We start from the raw sequence: 16,763 nt of genomic DNA on the forward strand, positions 1-16,763 counted from the left end.
CTTTCACATTCACTTCATAGAATCCTCGCGTCATAGCGGCGCGAGCGTGAACCATGCGGTTTTGGGTCTGAGTGCGTGCCGGCTGTGCATTCACCCACGCTACCCAAACCCTGGATCACGACAACATGGCAGAGCCGTTCGACCTTTCCCGCCGCAAGGCCCTGAAACTCCTCGCCGGTGCGCCGATGCTGCCGCTAGGCGGCCTTGCAACGGCGTCGATGCTGACCGCGTGCGGCGGCGGAGGCGACGGGCTGGCGGCGACGCCGGTCAAGCCGGTGGCCAACTTCGTCTCCGCGGCATTCAGCGGCATGGCCGCGCCGACGCTGGCGGACCCCGCCGCGATGGCGAAAACCACGGTCGCCTCGACACTCTCGGTGCAACTGAGCGACGGCAGCAGCCGTACCTTCAAGCTCGCGTACCAGCCGTTTTTCGTGACCGGCGACGTGGTGCCGAACATCAAGGGTGGCACGATCCTGGCCGGCGGCTACTTCGATATCAACAATCAGCCGATCGTCGATAAATCGGTGGCGGGCAAAGAGCGCCAGTTCTATTCGGACTGCCCGGACGGCAGTTCGCTGATTCGTCTCGACAAGCCCACGGTGAAGGGCCTTAAGGGCAATGCGGTATTCGCCGTCGTGCAGTTCGAATACGCGACCCGCGATCAGAGTCTGAAGTCGATGTATGGCCAGTTGCCGTCGCCGATCGCCGTGCTCACGCTCGATCAGGACCCGGCCACGGGCAAGCTCACGCTGGTGGGCTACCACAACGTCGATACGTCGAAGGCGCATGGCTTGTGGATCACCTGCGGCGCGAGCCTGTCGCCGTGGAACACGCATCTGTCGAGCGAAGAGTACGAGCCGGACGCCGCGACGATCGCAAGCAACAGTCAGTTCAAGGGCTTCAGCCGCAGCCTTTACGGTGACGAAACCACCGCCAACCCCTATCACTACGGCCATCTGCCGGAAGTGACCGTCAATCCCGACGGCACCGGCACGATCAGGAAACACTACTGCCTCGGCCGCATCTCGCACGAACTGATTCAGGTGATGCCGGATAAGCGCACCGTATTGATGGGCGACGACGCGACCAACGGTGGCCTCTTCATGTTCATTGCCGATCGCGAGGCCGATCTGTCGGCGGGCACGCTGTATGTCGCAAAGTGGACGCAGGTGTCGTCGAGCGGGGCTGGCGCGGCAACGCTTTCCTGGATCAATCTGGGCCACGCGACCAGCGATGAAATCGAGGCGCTCGCCAATCAACTGAGCGCGAGCGACGTCATGGACGTCGCGACCAAGGACCCGGTCGATTCGACCTACACGAAGATCAACTACAACGGCACCTTCAACTGGGTGCGCGTCAAATCGGGCATGACGAAGGCGGCGACCTTCCTCGAAACCCATCGCTACGCAGCGTTGGCGGGCGGCAGCATGGGCTTCACGAAGCTCGAAGGCACGACGGTCAATATCAAGGACAAGGTGCTGTATTCGGCGATGTCACGCATCGAGAAATCGATGGTGCGCGGTCATGCCGCATCGACCGATGTCGCCGTCGACAAGGCGATCAACGCCGGTGCGGTTTACGCGCTGAACATGAAGGGCGGCCAGCGCGACCGCAGCGGCAGCGCGATCAACAGCGACTGGGTGCCGGTGGATATGGCCGCGCCTGTTGCGCTGGTCGGCGAGGATCTGTCGTCCGCCGACGTGCTTGGCAATACGGCGAACCCGGAGCGCATTGCGAATCCGGACAACCTGAAATTCTCGGAGAAACTGCGCACGCTCTTTATCGGCGAAGACAGCGGCATGCACGTCAACAATTTTCTGTGGGCTTACAACGTCGATACGAAAACGCTCGCACGTGTGTTGTCGTGCCCGGCGGGCGCGGAGTCGACAGGTCTGCATGCGGTCGACGAAATCAACGGCTGGACTTACGTGATGAGCAACTTCCAGCATGTCGGCGATTGGGAAAGTCCGTTGCACGACAAGATCCAATCGACACTCGATCCGCTCGTGCGGGCCAACTATAAGGACCGCTTCGGCGCGACGGTGGGGTATCTGACGGCGGATCCGGCGGGGATCAAGTTGTAGGGGGCGAGTGAGGCGGCGCGACCCGCCGCCTCAACTCCGCTTGCAGAAAATCGCCGTCACGAGCGGCGCCACCCGATGCACGATCGCTGTGCTGCCGGCCTCGGTGAGCGCGGCCTGGACCTTGGATTCGCCGCCGAACACCACGACGCCATAGGCGGAGCGGGCCACGGGTTCACCGTCGCCGACGCGAAACATCGGGTCGTCTTTTTCGTAGCCGACCACCGCGAAAACGTGAAAGCCGAATGCGGTCAGGTCGGCGCCCTGCGCCGGCGAAAACGCATTGATCGAGTTGCTTTCGACCCGCATTGGCTTCGGATCGATCAACTGCTGCTGGGCGAGATCGGCAATGAACTGATGACCACTCTCATTGCAGGCGAGCGGTGCGTCGAGAGCGGCAGCATGACTGCTGAGCGGCAGCGCGGCGGCAGCCAGCGCAAGGAGTACGGACGAAAAGAAGCGTTTCATATACGTGAATGGCGGCCCGCGTTCGATGTAGTGAGTTCGCAACGGGTGGCGGCGATGCACCGCACCTCTAAAAGACATTGCGCATCGAACTAATCGGGCGTGACAGGCGCAACTGGATTCGCACTTTAACGTGATTCGGCATATCTTGCCCGGCGTCTGACACGTATCGGCAACAATAAGCGCTTAAGAAAACGTTAAGGAAGGAAGCAAGGTTTTACGATCCCGTATATATTTCCGGGTTATGAATTCGCGACCATCAATTCCAATTAACGTTCCGGCCCCCAGAACATGGGATGCGAGGCTCGCCCGCCGACTAGTCACGCCGCTCGTCAACACGTGGGTCACGCCGAACCATCTGACCACGCTGCGCCTGCTGATCGGGCTTGCCGGCGCGCTCTGTCTCGCCCACGGCGGATTTGCCTGGGCCAATGCGGGCGCCTTTCTGATCGTGCTGTCGAACTTTGTCGACCACACAGATGGCGAACTCGCGCGCATCGGCGGAAAGTCGAGCCGGATCGGTCATTTTTACGATCTGGCGTGCGACGCGCTCGTGACCGTGATGTTGTTCGTCGGCATGGGTGTCGGTTCGGCGCAGGTCGGCTCATTGAAAGTTTCACCCGGCTGGCTGGGTGCCGTGGCGGGCGTTGCGGTCGCGCTGATTTTCTTCCTGCGCATGCGCATCGAGGAGATGGCGGGCAAGGCAGGGACCAAGCAGGCAACGGTCGGCGGTTTCGAAACCGAAGACGTGCTGTACCTGCTTCCCATCGTCACGCTGACAAGCGTCGTCATGCCGTTCGTTGTGGTCGCGTCGATCGGCGCGCCGCTGTTTGCCGTCTGGGTGGTGGTCGATTACTGGCGCGTTGCGCGCCGCGCCGCACGCTCGGCGGTTGCCCCCGTCAAGGCGTCTGAAACCAGTCAAATGTGGGCCAGTGAATGAGTATGCACGCCGAAGACGACGTGATCGCAGCAAATTCAGTTGAACGTTCGCCGGCCTCTTCGTTGGCATCGTCGGCCGTGCCCGCGCCGAATGCCGATCGCGCCGTAGCGAGCCGCACGCGCACGTTCGACACACGCCGTCTCTCAAAGGATTTCACCGATCAGGGCGCGTTCCTGTATCTGGAAGATTTCCTTGCGCCCGAAGTCACCGCCCAGCTCGTGCAGAGCGCGCGCGGTCTCCTCGACGAAGTGAACCGCAACTATCTGCCGGGCCACAAGCAGGGCGGCAGCGTCAGCCGTCATACGATCGATCGTCTCGCGCCGTTCATCGCCGAACTGTATCGCTCGAAGGAGCTGATCGGCTGGCTCGAGCAACTCAGCGGCGACAAGCTGCAAGTGTCGCCTGCGGACGATCCACACGCTTACGCGCTGTACTACTACACGCGGGCCGGCGACCACATCGGCTGGCACTACGATACTTCGTACTATGACGGCCGCCGTTATACGCTGCTGCTCGGTGTGATCGACGAATCGTCATGCCGGCTCGATTACGAATTGCATACGCGCAATCCGGACGTGCCGGATCAACCCGGCTCGGTGCAGATTCCGCCGGGCGGCCTGGTGTTCTTCGACGGCGACAAACTGCGTCATCGCATCACGCCGGCCGGCGCAAACGAAATGCGTGTGTCGCTTACCTTCGAATACGTCACCGACCCGAACATGCGGCCGTGGCGCCGTTTCATCTCGAACATGAAGGACGCGATCGCGTACTTCGGTTTCCGCCAGGTTTTCCGTCAGATGACGAAACGCCGCAAGGACCCCGCATGACACGCGCGGCCCTGATTCTGCTGTCGATCGGAACGGCGCTCTTTGTCGGCCTGCTCGCGTGGCAGGGTTTCGGCTCCGTGGCCTCGGCGCTGGCCGCGGCCGGCTGGGGACTCGTGCTTGTCGCGGCGTTTCACCTCGTGCCGCTGGTGCTCGACGCCGGCGCAATCTCGGTGCTGTTCCAGCGTCAGCATGACGGCGTGCATCACAACGCGACGGTGCGCGACGCATTGTTCGCACGCTGGATCGGCGAATCGGTGAATAGCCTGTTGCCGGCTGGCCAGATCGGCGGCCCGGTGGTGATGGTGCGGCAACTGTCCCAGCGCGGCATGCGCATGCGTGACGCGGCCGCAGCCGTTACCGTCAGCACCACGGCACAGGCGGTCGCGCAAATCGTCTTCGCGTTGCTCGGGCTGCTGCTGTTCGGTGCCTACGCCGCGCACGGCGCGCTTCACGATTTGCGAACCGCTACGCTGATTGCCACTGGCGTTCTGGGCGCGATGATCGCGGGCTTCTACTATGCGCAGCGGCACGGCCTGTTCGGTCGATTGCTGGGCGTGGTCTCGAAGCTGTTCGGCAAGCGCGACTGGTCGTCGCTGATGACGCGCGCCGAAGCCGTCGACACTGCCGTGCAGGGCATCTACCGCGAGCGCGGCCGCGTCGCGGCAAGCTTCGCACTGAGTCTGGTGGGCTGGATCGTCGGTACGGTCGAGGTGTGGCTCGCGCTGCGCTTTCTCGGCCATCCGGTCGACTGGGTCGACGCACTGCTGCTCGAAAGTCTCGGCCAGGCAATTCGTGGCGCGGCGTTCATGATCCCGGGCTCGCTCGGTGTGCAGGAAGGCGGCTATCTGTTGCTCGCGCCGCTCGTGGGTTTGCCGCCGGATGCGGCGCTGGCGTTGTCGCTCGCCAAGCGCGCACGTGAAATTCTGCTCGGTTTGCCTGGACTACTGGTGTTGCACTTCAGCGAACGAAGCTGGCAACGGCGGCGCGCCACGGGGCGCGTTCCGGCTGTCGATTAATCTCCGAATTCTTTAAAGGACTGTGCATGCGTGCCATCATCCTCGCAGCGGGCCTCGGCCTGCGTCTCCAGCAACCGCCGCAGGCACAGTTCCCGAAGTGCCTGTTGCAGTTCGACGGCATGAGCCTGCTCGAACGGCATCTGCAAATGCTGGAAACCGCCGGCGTGACCGACGTCGTGCTGGCGCTCGGTTTTCAGCCGGAATCGGTGCAGGCGGAACTGGAGCGGATCAATTGGCCGCATAAGGTGGAAACGGTCCTGAACTCGCGTTACGACCTGGGCAGCGTGTTGACGGTGCACACGGTGGCCGAGGCGCTGACGCGCGGCGGCGACGTGCTGCTGATGGACGCCGACGTGCTCTACGACGAGCGCATTCTGAACGCGCTGGTGAAGGGTGAGACGGTCAACCGCCTGTTGATCGACCGTGACTTCGAAGCTGGCGACGAACCCGTCAAGCTGTGCCTGAAAGACGGCGTGCCGGTCGAATTGCGCAAGCAGCTCGCTGTCAATCTCGACTACGACACCATCGGCGAATCGGTTGGCTTCTTCCGCTTCCGTCAGGAAACCGCGCAACGTTTTGCGGAGATCGTTGCGGGCTACGTGGATAGCGGCCGGGCCAACATGCCGCACGAAGAAGCGGTGCGCGACCTGCTGCTGGAACGCAGCCAGGTGTTCGACACGGCCGACGTGACCGGCGCGCCGTGGATCGAGATCGACTTCCCGAACGACGTCGCTCGCGCAAGCACCGAGATTCTGCCGCAGCTGCAACCGCTGGTCAGTGCATCGCGCTAAGTCTCGTCAAGTCTCGCTTCTGAATTACCGCTGTATTGCATGGTGAGCCGACTGTATGCCGGCTCACCATCGCGTCGATTTTCTCCCCTTCTGTTTTTTCGCAATCAACTCAGCTTCGTTGCGCGCTCAACTATTGGGCGGCAGATAGCAATGCGTCGTCTGTGCAAGTACGAAAAGGCTTCACTTAACAACATCTGTTGTCGATGCGATGCCATAATCGCAGCTTTACACCGACGGCCTTGCAACCCGTCGTCATGCCAATGCCTCTCGCTTTAGGCACTTTCATCGTTCCGCTGATCGTCGCGTGTGCGATGTTCATGGAAAACGTGGACGGCACGGTCATCGTGACGTCGCTGCCCGTTCTGGCGCGCGATCTCGGCCAGGACCCCATCACCCTCAAGCTCGCCGTGACGGCTTATGTCATCGGCCTCGGCGTCTTCATTCCGATTTGCGGCTGGGTTGCTGACCGCTTCGGTTCGCGCACGGTGTTTCGCACGGCAATCGGCGTCTTCATGGCCGGCTCGCTGATGTGCGCGGCGTCCACGTCACTCGGCACCTTCGTGGTTGCGCGCTTCGTGCAAGGCCTCGGCGGCGCGATGATGGTGCCGGTAGGGCGCATCATCATTTTTCGCTCGGTGCCGAAGTCGGACTTCATTCGCGCGGTCAACTATCTGACGGTGCCCGCGTTGCTCGGGCCGGTAGTCGGGCCGCCGCTGGGCGGCTTCATCACGACGTACTTGCATTGGCGCCTGATCTTCTTCATCAACATTCCAATCGGCCTGCTGGGTATCTGGCTCGCGAACAAGCACATCGCCAACGTGCGTGAAGCGCATCCCGGCCGGCTCGACTGGACCGGCTTCGTGTTGTCGGCGAGCGGGGCGTCGCTGTTCATGCTGGGGCTCTCGCTGGTAGGCGGCGAACTGGTGTCCAACACGGTATCGATCAGCATGTGCGTGATCGGCGTGCTGCTGCTGGTGGTGTACGTGCTGTACGCGAATCGCGTCGAATTGCCGGTGCTCGATTTGCGGCTATTGCGCATTCCGAGTTTTCACGCGAGCGTGGTGGGCGGCTCGCTGTTTCGCATTGGCCTCGGCGCGGTGCCGTTTCTGTTGCCGCTCGCCTTGCAGGAAGGTCTGGGCATGACCGCGTTCAAGTCGGGGTCGATCACCTGCGCGTCTGCATTCGGATCGATCTTCATGAAAGCGGCTGCGTCGCGCATTCTCGAACGGTTCGGTTTCCGCACGGTGCTGATGTTCAATGCCGGTTGCGCGGGACTCGCGATTGCCGTCTACGGTCTGTTCTTTCCCGGCACGCCGCATTGGTTGATCTGGTGTGTGGTGCTGTTCGGCGGCTTCTTCCCGTCCTTGCAATTCACTTCGCTGAATACGTTGGCGTATGCGGATATTCCAAGCCGCGACGTTGGCCGCGCGACGAGCGTCGCGAGTGTGATCCAGCAAATCTCGTTGGGGCTCGGCGTGACGATTGCCGGCATCGTGCTGCAAATCTCGCATAACGTGCAGGGTCATTCGACGATCGTGTTCTCCGACTTCTGGCCGGCGTTTCTCGTGGTCGGCTTGTTCTCGTTCCTGTCGATTCCGGTGACCGCGCGCTTGCCGCAAGGCGCCGGCGACGAAATCGCACGCGGCAGCCGCGGCAGCGCCTGAGTGTTCAACCCAGCGTGCGCTGCGCTTCGTGGTGCGGCGCACCGATTGTGTTCGACGCCGATTCGAGCACGGCTACTCGCGGCAATTAGCGTCGTTAGATAGGGTAATTTTTGTGTGCTGCAACATGCACCATATGCGTGCAACAGCTTCGCAATTGACGGACCGGCATGTTATAAGCCCAAGGCAGCTTTTATTATCGTCAGATGAAGAAGTCGTCTTGGGGGATATAACCAATGAAGTTGTTTCACAACGCCAAGCCGTCCGTTAGCGGACTTGCGCTGGTCGCACTCATCTCCGTTTCGAGCGGTTTTCTCGAAGCTACTCCAGCCTTTGCCAAAGCGCCCGAGAAAGCGCAGCCGGCAGTTCTCACGGCGTCCGCCATTGCAGTGGCCGACAAGTACAGCGCCGACGCTGCGGAACAGATCTTCAAGGAAGGCGGTAACGCTGTCGACGCGGCAGTCGCGATTGCCTTCACGCTTGCCGTGACGTATCCGGAAGCGGGCAATATCGGCGGCGGCGGTTTCATGACGCTGTATGTCGACGGCAAGCCGTACTTCCTCGACTATCGCGAACGCGCCCCGCTGGCCGCGACGAAGAACATGTACCTCGACGACAAGGGCGAGGTCATCAAGGGTATGAGCCTGTTCGGTTATCGCGCGGTGGGTGTGCCGGGCACCGTTGACGGCATGTGGCAAGCGCAGCGCCGCTTCGGCAAGCTCAAATGGAAGCAGGTGCTCGCACCGGCCATTCATTACGCACGTGACGGCTTCGAAGTCAGCGAGCAGTTGCAGCAACGCCGCGACGACGCAGCGAAAGACTTTGCCGGCAAGACCAACTTCGATACCTACTTCGGCAACCTGAAGCAGGGCGTCAACTTCAAGCAACCGGATCTCGCCGCGGTGCTGCAGCGTATTTCGGATCAGGGCGCGAAAGACTTCTACCAGGGCAAGACGGCTGATCTGATCGCGGCGTCCATGCGCGGTCACGGTCTGATTACGAAGGCCGATCTGCAACAGTACAAGGCGGTCTGGCGTCAGCCGATCCAGGCGGACTGGAACGGCTATCGCGTGATTACCGCGCCGCCCCCGAGCTCGGGCGGTATCGGTCTCGTGCAGTTGCTGAAGATGAAGGCCGACATTGCGCCCGACTTCAAGGACGTCACGCTTAATTCCGCGCAATACGTGCACCTGATTGCTGAGATCGAGAAGCGCGTGTTCGCCGATCGCGCGCAGTATCTCGGCGATCCGGACTTCTACAAGGTGCCGGTCGCGCAACTGACCGACGACGCGTACATCGCCAAACGTGCCGCGGAAGTGAACCCGAATACGCCGTCGGATACGAAGAGCGTGCAGCCGGGTCTGGGCACAACGATGCCGGAGAAAGCGGAAACCACGCACTTCTCGGTGATCGACAAGTGGGGTAATGCGGTGTCGAACACGTACACCATCAACGGCTACTTTGGGTCGGGTGTGGTGGCGGATCGCACAGGCATCGTGCTGAACGACGAGATGGACGACTTCTCTGCGAAGCCGGGTGTCGCGAACATGTTCGGCGTGGTGGGCAGCGACGCGAATTCGATCGAACCGAAGAAGCGCCCGTTGTCGTCGATGAGCCCGACGATTCTGACGAAGGACGGCAAGGTGTCGCTCGTGATCGGCACGCCGGGTGGCTCGCGTATCTTCACGTCGATCTTCCAGGTGATCAACAACATCTACGACTTCAACATGCCGTTGCCGGAAGCCGTGGGCGCGATGCGCTTCCATCACCAGCTGTTGCCGCCGAACACGATTTTCTGGGAGCCGTACAAGCCGATCGACGGCGAGCTCGCCAAGCAGATCGAAGCCAAGGGCTACACGCTGAAGGGGCAGGATTTCAGCGGCGACATCCAGGCGATCAAGGTCAATGGCGATACGCCGGAAGCGGCAGCCGATCCGCGCGGCCGTGGTGTGACGCGGGTGATCCAGTAAGCGGTTGGCTTCAATCGCTTAGGTGCAGTTGAAAGTGCAGTTGAGCGGCGCGTCTTTGCTGATGCGCCGCATGCAGAAAAAAGCCTCGCGCTTAATTGAGTGCGAGGCTTTTTTATTTTCCACCACTGCCAGTCGAGTGAATCAGCTCGTCTGCTCCACCGGCGTCAAGGTCAATTCGAGCCGTTGCGCGCCGCGTAACACGGTCACGTTAACCGGCTTGTCGATACGCGAAACATCGAGCGTGCGTTGCAGGCTATCGACATCTTGCACCGCGAGCGCATCGATCGCGACGATCGTGTCATCGGTGCGCAGACCGCCGAGCGCGGCCGGGCTGCCTTTGACGATTTCCATGACGTGCACGCCGCTCTCCGAACTCAGGCCGAAATAGCGCTGCACGCGGCGCGACAGCGGCCTCGTGGTGCCGGCCACGCCGATGTACGCGCGCCGCACGCGGCCGTGCGCGAAGATCTGCATGATGACCCACTTGGCCGTATCGATCGCGGTGGCGAAGCAGATCGCCTGCGCGCCGGGAATGATCGCGGTGTTCACGCCGATCACCTGGCCGGCCGAATTAATCAGCGGGCCGCCCGAATTGCCGGGATTGAGCGCGGCATCCGTCTGGATCACGTCGTAGATCATGCGGCCCGAATTCGAACGCAGCGAGCGGCCGAGTGCGGAGACGACGCCGGTCGTCACGGTTTGCGCGAGGCCGAGCGGATTGCCGACCGCGATCGCGATCTGGCCGACGCGCAGTTTCGACGATTCGCCGAGTTCGACATGTGGCAAGGGCTCCGGCGAGCCGATGCGCAGCACGGCCAGATCGCTGCCGGGGTCGTCGCCGACCAGATCGGCATCAAATTTAGCGCCGTCGGCGAGCGTCACGGTGATGTGCGTGGCGCCGTGCACGACGTGGCTGTTGGTGAGCAGATAGCCGTCCGGCGTGAACAGAAAACCCGAACCGGTGCCGCCGCGTGCGCCGCGGCTGTCGCGCCCGGACGGCGCGCCGGGCAGTCGGCGTTCAACGGAAATGAAGGCGACCGCCTGCTGAACGCGTTCCAGCGCGCCGATCACGGTGCGGGAATAGGCGTCGAGCAGGGCGTCGTCGGATAAAGCGGTGAGTGGATCGGACCCGGGGGCGTCGGATGCGGCGCGCGACAGGTCATCGATGAAGCGTGGACGGCTTCCCATGGCGATGCTCCGGATAAACGGGAATCCAGATGCGGGGCGGCGGGCGGGTTTTTCAAGTGCGGACACACGCCATGCGAACCTGTCTGGCGCTACCATGCCAACAAGGAGATAGCCGCCATGAACTCGCCCGCAGCGTCGACAGAGTCACTCGAACCGCGCATTGAATCCCTCAGCGCCATCACGCTCGCCACCGGCAATATGCCCCGCGCGGTGCTATTTTACGAAGCGCTCGGTTTTCCGATCAAATTCGGTGGTGCGCAGGAAGCGTTTACCTCGTTTGCATTCGGCGGTTCGTATCTGAACTTGATTGTCGATACGCGTGCGCCAGTCAACTGGTGGGGCCGCGTGATCATTTATGTCTCAGATGTCGACGCGCTCTACCGGAAGGCGCTGGCAGCGGGTTTAAAGCCGTCGCTCGAACCGTCCGATGCGCCGTGGGGCGAGCGCTATTTCCACATCACCGATCCCGACGGCCACGAACTCAGCTTCGCGAAACCGTTGCGTTAGCGCCGGGTGGCCGCGCTAAACTCGCTATCATGGCTGAGCTATAAGGCGCGCAAACCGCCGGCGAGCGTCCGTCGCCCCAAGGCGTGGCGGCCGCGCTGGTAACACGGTTGACACTTCGCGCTTCGATAATCGAACCCGTTCGCGACGCGTATGCGCCGCGCGCCTAACCATTTCCGTTGCCAGGAGAGTCGCAATGAAAGAGCTGGATCCGAGACCCGAGGCCGAAGTCATGGCAGAACGGCAGCGCCGTTTCGAGGAGGACCTCATCGATGCCTACGACGAGGAACTCGAAATGGAGGTCGACGACCGTATCATTGACGGCGCGGACGGCTTCACGCCCGAGCATCGCGAGGCGCGCAAGGTGTACTTCCGCGAGCTGTTCCGTTTGCAGGGCGAGCTTGTCAAACTGCAGGACTGGATCGTGCAGACCGGCCATCGGCTGGTGGTGATTTTCGAAGGGCGCGACGCGGCGGGCAAGGGCGGCGCGATCAAACGCATCACGCAGCGGCTCAATCCGCGCGTGTGCCGCGTGGCGGCGTTGCCGGCGCCGAACAACCGTGAACGCACGCAATGGTATTTCCAGCGTTACGTGTCGCATCTGCCGGCGGGTGGCGAAATGGTGCTGTTCGACCGCAGCTGGTACAACCGCGCGGGCGTCGAGCGCGTGATGAATTTTTGCAGCGACGACGAGTACGAAGAGTTTTTCCGCTCGGTGCCGGAATTCGAAAAGATGCTGGCGCGAAGCGGCGTGCAGATTCTCAAATACTGGTTTTCGATTACGGACGAAGAACAGGAAATCCGCTTCCAGAACCGCATCCACGACCCGCTGAAGCAGTGGAAGCTGAGTCCGATGGATCTGGAAAGCCGGCGCCGCTGGGAAGCCTATACGCAGGCGAAGGAAGTCATGCTGCAGCGCTCGAATATTCCCGAGGCGCCGTGGTGGGTCGTGCAGGCGGTCGACAAGAAGCGCGCGCGCCTGAACTGCATTCACCATCTGCTGAGCCAGGTGCCGTACCACGAGATCGAGCACCCGCTCATCGAATTGCCGGCGCGGGTCTATCACGACGAATACAGCCGCCAGCCGGTGCCGTCGTCGATCATCGTGCCTGAAATTTATTGATCGATCTTCGGCTCGATTGAATGAAAAAAGCGCGGCACATGCCGCGCTTTTTTTAACTTCGCTGGCGCCGGACTTGCGCCCGGCACCAGCGATTTCAGCAGTTTCAGAACACCATCCGGAACAGCCAGTACAAGGCGCCCGCCAGCGCGATCGAGACCGGCAGCGTCAGCACCCACGCGAGGATCAGGCTGCGCACGGTGCCCCATTGCAAGCCGGAACCGTTGGCCGCCATGGTGCCGGCCACGCCTGACGACAGCACGTGTGTCGTCGAGACCGGCAAGCCGTACATGTCGGCCGCGCCAATCGTCAGCATCGCGACCAACTCAGCCGAAGCACCCTGTCCATAGGTCAGATGCTGCTTGCCGATCTTCTCGCCAACGGTGACAACGATCCGCTTCCAGCCGACCATCGTGCCGAGACCCAGTGCGATAGCCACCGCGACCTTCACCCACGTCGGAATGAACTTGGTGGCGTGATCGGTCTGCGTCTTGAAGTTGTCGATCGCCTTGGCGTCTGCCGGCGAGAAAGCCGGCTGCTTGCTTTTCTCCATCAGACGAATGGCTTCGGACGCGACATACATGTTGTTGCGCACGTTATCGACGATGTTTTGCGGCACGGTTGCTATCGATCCCGACTCGCCGACCTGCTGGCCGATCAGGTCGGTCAGTTGCTGCAAGGCCGGCACCGTGGCGGGCGTCAACTGACGCGTGCGCACATAGGCTTCGACATCGCCACGCGGATCGGCGGACGGCGCCACGCCTTGAGTGTATTTGGCGAGCGTGGCCGAGGCCTGGTGCGCGACCGCGAGATATGTCTGCGTTTCTGCCGGTGTGACGGCCTTGTTCAGTGCGTACGCCGTCGGCACCGTGCCGATCAGGATCAGCATGATGAGGCCCATGCCTTTTTGCCCGTCGTTCGAACCGTGCGCGAACGAAACGCCTGTGCAGGTCAGAATCAGCAAGCTGCGAATCCAGAACGGGGGCGGTTCCTTGCCTTTAGGCTCGGCATACAACGCCGGAACCCGCACCACCGCCTTCAGGATCAGCAGCAGCAAGCCGGCCGCGAGAAAGCCGACCAGCGGTGAAAACAGCAGCGACTTGCCGACGCCGAGCGCCTGATTCCAGTCCACGCCACTCGTGCCGTTGGCGCCGTGCATCAGCTGATTCATCAAGCCAACGCCGATGATCGAGCCGATCAGCGTATGCGAGCTCGACGACGGTAGTCCGAAATACCACGTGCCCAGATTCCAGATTATCGCCGCGATCAGCAGCGCGAAGACCATCGCAAAGCCCGCGCTGCTGCCCACTTGCAGAATCAGTTCGACAGGCAGCAGCTGCAGGATGCCGAATGCCACTGCGCCCGATGAAGTCAGTACACCGAGGAAATTCCATCCGCCGGACCAGACCACCGCAATGTTCGGCGCGAGCGAATGCGTATAAATCACGGTGGCGACCGCGTTGGCCGTGTCATGAAAGCCGTTGACGAATTCGAAGCCGAGTGCGATCAGCAGCGCGAAGCCGAGCAGGAGATAGGGCAGGAACGAGGCTTCGCGAACCGGTTCTAGATCGGTTGCCAGATGCACGGCGCAATAAGCAGCGCCGATCGCAATCACGACGAGGAAAACGATGAGGCTGAGATGACGCCCTTTTCCAGTTGCGGCGCCCGGTTGCGGGTACGAAAGTTCCGGCATGGCTTGAGCCCTAAAGTTTGTCGCGGAACTGCCGATCCTGCGGTGCCTGTGTGTCGTAATGATGACAATGGCGTGACCGTTATGCGGGACGGGCGTTCGCGGAAAGGTATATACAGATTGGCGCTACGGGAAAGGCTGCCGTCTGCGCGGCGCGGTGGAACGATAAGCAGTCCGAAAAGAACTACGCGCGAAGCGCGCCTCGGCAACGGAACGGATTTGCCGGTTCAACTGCCGCCGGGGTCGCAAATGAACTCGCGCGACCTAAGTGTTCGCTACAAATGCGACGGATTGCGGTCCATGCAACGCGCATTTGTCTTGCGGCCATCCTGGTGCAGTTTAGGCGACGCGTCGGCGGATATCCACCAGGACCTTTTTTTGCTAGGCTGACATCAAAGGGCCATCTGAAGGACATTCGATGAAGCGGGCGAGCCGGAAAATCGACAAACAGGCTGCGGACAGCAAGCCGGCCGGCGTGGAACCCTCAGCGGAGGCAGCCTTTGCGTCGTACGCGGCGCCCCTTGTCGATGACGCGATCGAACTCGCCAATGCGGTGCGCGAAGACGCATCGCCGGAAGCGCTGCACAAACTGCGTGTGTCGCTGCGGCGCTTGCGCTCGTTGTGGTGGGCGTTTGAACCCTTGCTGGACAAAGGCGAAAATACGCGTCAGCGGGCGCTGTATAAGTATTTGGCAACTGCCGCCGGCAAGACGCGGGATTGGGACATTCTGATCGAACTGATCGCGCAGGAGGAGCGCGTTGCGCATGAGATGACGCCCACGCTCCAGGCAGCGCGCGGCGGCGCGTTGGAGACGAGCCGCGAAACGCTTTCAAACGCGGACGTCAAACATTTGCTGCAAGACGCCTTGACCAGCGCCAATAAGGAATTGAACACCGCCCGTGAGCGCGTGCCGCTGCAAAAATTTGCCGACAAGCGCGTGACCGCTTCTGAACGTTCGCTTAAGAAACGTATAAAACGTGCGTCTCGAGCGAAGCGCTCCAACTACACCGCATTTCACGACGTCAGAAAGGCGGGCAAGAAAGTGCGCTATCTGCTCGAGTTTTTCGAGCCGGTTCTGAGCGGCAGCCACAAACGCACCCTGAAGCGGTTAAAGCAGATCCAGAAGCGTTTCGGCACGCTGAACGATATCGTCGCAAGCGAAATGTTGCTACGCGACAATACGGACTTGCTTGCTGGGTCCGGCGACACCGATGCAGCGCTTGACTGGCTGAAGAAGGAGCGCAAACGCAGGATGCGCGCGGCGGCAGGACTGTTGCGCAAACTGTGATGCGGCTTGAAGGGCGCTCGCACGCAAGCCGTTTTCTCAGGCGGGGCGATCACTCAGGACTTGCCCAGGTGCTTTAGCCGCGTCGTGGGGCAAACCCGCGCAGCGTTACCGCGCCGCGAACTTCACCGTAGGGCTCCGGCTTGCTTTTGCGGGTGGTCTCATCCGTTTGCGGAAGAGGTTCGACGGGAAACCCGCGCCTTTGCCAGGCGTCGAGGCCGCCCCTCAGTGCACGGATCCGCGTGTAGCCGTTCAGGCGCATCCGTTGCGTGATCTCCATGGCGGTCGCGCTGTCCGGGCAAATGCAATAAATCACCATGTCGTAGACGAGCAGCGCGCCGTCGATCTGTTCAGGCGAGTGCGGGTCGAGCGCCAGCACACCCGGGATGGCGCGCGGCGCTTCACCAGCTGAGGCGGGTGGGCGGGCATCCAGGACCTTGGGTGGTGTGATGCGCCGCCATCCAGCGAGTGTCGCTTGCGAAGCAGCCGCGGAGGCCGCGTCCGCGAGACGGCGTCGTTCGCGGCGTCGCTGCTGCAGGCGGTACACCAGATAGGCCAACGCTGCGGCCAGCAGGATGTCGAGTACCGTGCCGCCACGTGCTTTGACGAACGCGAGCAGCATATGCAATTGTCTTTCCGCCGCGGCGCCGCCGAGTAGCCAGAAGGTGGCCCACACCAGGGCGCCGACGAGGTCCCATAAAGCGTAGATGCGGCTGTCCACCGCGGTCGTGCCCATGAGCGGCGGCGTGATGAGTCCGAGGCCGGGGACGAACTTCGAGATCGACACGAGCGCTACGCCGAAGCGCTCGAATAGCGAGCGGGCCTTGTCGACCCTGGAATCGATCGCCGGGGAGATCCGGCCCAGGGCGGCGATCAGTTTGCGGCCGTAGATGCGGCCTGCGGTGAACCACGCACCGTCGCCGATGAGCGCGCCAAGCACGGCGGCAAACAGGATCGGCCAGAAAGACAGCGTGCCGGCGGCAATCGCCGAGCCCGCGAAGAGCAGCACGGGGACCGCGGGGATCGGCAGGCCGAGCCGAGTCAACAGGACGTTCACAAAAACGAACACGCCGCCCCAGGTTGACACCGCCGACGACGGAAACTCTACCAATTGCGGAACTCCTGTTGTGACGGTTGGGCCGCGCTGCGGCGGGAGCGTGTTTTGCCGGGTTGCAAAGTGCGTTCCTGAGAGCGTTTATCTATGCGCGCGTTCGGTTCGTGTCCA

General features: G+C 62.0%; 14 protein-coding genes. 10 read left to right on the plus strand and 4 right to left on the minus strand.

Annotated features, from left to right (window positions below; translation table 11 throughout):
* Positions 1-125: 125 nt before the first annotated feature.
* Positions 126-2,084: a PhoX family protein gene (locus KHO30_RS06190; protein ID WP_211700347.1), complete on the plus strand. Its 1,959-nt coding sequence runs from the start codon at positions 126-128 to the stop codon at positions 2,082-2,084.
* Positions 2,085-2,114: 30 nt separating this feature from the next.
* Here the strand turns inward: KHO30_RS06190 and KHO30_RS06195 are convergent, their stop codons facing one another.
* The gene (locus KHO30_RS06195) at positions 2,115-2,549 is read right to left on the minus strand and encodes a hypothetical protein (RefSeq protein WP_211700993.1); all 435 of its coding nucleotides are present in this window, start codon (positions 2,547-2,549) and stop codon (positions 2,115-2,117) included.
* A 241-nt stretch (positions 2,550-2,790) separates the two neighbouring features.
* On the opposite strand from KHO30_RS06195, the gene KHO30_RS06200 reads away from it, so the two are divergent.
* From KHO30_RS06200 to ggt, 6 genes are all read left to right on the plus strand, one after another.
* On the plus strand, positions 2,791-3,486 hold the full coding sequence (locus KHO30_RS06200) for a CDP-alcohol phosphatidyltransferase family protein (RefSeq protein ID WP_093637243.1): 696 nt from the start codon (positions 2,791-2,793) through the stop codon (positions 3,484-3,486).
* Entirely contained in the window at positions 3,483-4,313 is an 831-nt protein-coding gene (locus KHO30_RS06205) for a HalD/BesD family halogenase (protein WP_200652939.1), read from the plus strand. Before KHO30_RS06200 ends, KHO30_RS06205 begins: the two co-directional genes overlap by 4 nt.
* Positions 4,310-5,329 carry a flippase-like domain-containing protein gene (locus KHO30_RS06210; RefSeq protein WP_054040708.1) on the plus strand — a complete coding sequence of 340 codons (1,020 nt, stop codon included), beginning with the start codon at positions 4,310-4,312 and terminating at the stop codon, positions 5,327-5,329. The genes KHO30_RS06205 and KHO30_RS06210 overlap by 4 nt, the downstream gene beginning before the upstream one ends.
* 26 nt (positions 5,330-5,355) lie before the next feature.
* Entirely contained in the window at positions 5,356-6,120 is a 765-nt protein-coding gene (locus KHO30_RS06215) for a phosphocholine cytidylyltransferase family protein (protein WP_200652941.1), read from the plus strand.
* Between the two features lie 260 nt (positions 6,121-6,380).
* Positions 6,381-7,784 carry an MFS transporter gene (locus KHO30_RS06220; RefSeq protein ID WP_211700994.1) on the plus strand — a complete coding sequence of 468 codons (1,404 nt, stop codon included), beginning with the start codon at positions 6,381-6,383 and terminating at the stop codon, positions 7,782-7,784.
* 233 nt (positions 7,785-8,017) lie between these two features.
* Positions 8,018-9,751: a gamma-glutamyltransferase gene (ggt, locus tag KHO30_RS06225; protein WP_093637232.1), complete on the plus strand. Its 1,734-nt coding sequence runs from the start codon at positions 8,018-8,020 to the stop codon at positions 9,749-9,751.
* A 141-nt stretch (positions 9,752-9,892) separates the two neighbouring features.
* Here ggt and KHO30_RS06230 read toward each other — a convergent pair whose 3' ends face one another.
* On the minus strand, positions 9,893-10,939 hold the full coding sequence (locus KHO30_RS06230; protein ID WP_093637229.1) for a S1C family serine protease: 1,047 nt from the start codon (positions 10,937-10,939) through the stop codon (positions 9,893-9,895).
* A 117-nt stretch (positions 10,940-11,056) separates the two neighbouring features.
* Between KHO30_RS06230 and KHO30_RS06235 the strand changes: the two genes are divergently transcribed.
* Both KHO30_RS06235 and ppk2 read left to right on the plus strand, forming a co-directional pair.
* Complete coding sequence (locus KHO30_RS06235) at positions 11,057-11,446, plus strand: VOC family protein (protein ID WP_200621760.1); 390 nt, start codon at positions 11,057-11,059, stop codon at positions 11,444-11,446.
* A 193-nt stretch (positions 11,447-11,639) separates the two neighbouring features.
* Entirely contained in the window at positions 11,640-12,566 is a 927-nt protein-coding gene (gene ppk2, locus KHO30_RS06240) for a polyphosphate kinase 2 (protein ID WP_093637223.1), read from the plus strand.
* Between the two features lie 103 nt (positions 12,567-12,669).
* Here the strand turns inward: ppk2 and KHO30_RS06245 are convergent, their stop codons facing one another.
* Positions 12,670-14,256 (minus strand): inorganic phosphate transporter, encoded by a 1,587-nt coding sequence (locus KHO30_RS06245; protein ID WP_211700348.1) that lies wholly within the window; start codon positions 14,254-14,256, stop codon positions 12,670-12,672.
* A 415-nt stretch (positions 14,257-14,671) separates the two neighbouring features.
* Between KHO30_RS06245 and KHO30_RS06250 the strand changes: the two genes are divergently transcribed.
* Complete coding sequence (locus KHO30_RS06250; protein WP_200621761.1) at positions 14,672-15,541, plus strand: CHAD domain-containing protein; 870 nt, start codon at positions 14,672-14,674, stop codon at positions 15,539-15,541.
* Positions 15,542-15,614: 73 nt separating this feature from the next.
* Here KHO30_RS06250 and KHO30_RS06255 read toward each other — a convergent pair whose 3' ends face one another.
* Complete coding sequence (locus tag KHO30_RS06255; RefSeq protein ID WP_200621762.1) at positions 15,615-16,649, minus strand: VTT domain-containing protein; 1,035 nt, start codon at positions 16,647-16,649, stop codon at positions 15,615-15,617.
* Positions 16,650-16,763 lie beyond the last annotated feature (114 nt).

It is taken from the genome of Paraburkholderia aspalathi (assembly GCF_905220735.1).
Classification (GTDB): Bacteria; Pseudomonadota; Gammaproteobacteria; order Burkholderiales; family Burkholderiaceae; genus Paraburkholderia; species Paraburkholderia aspalathi.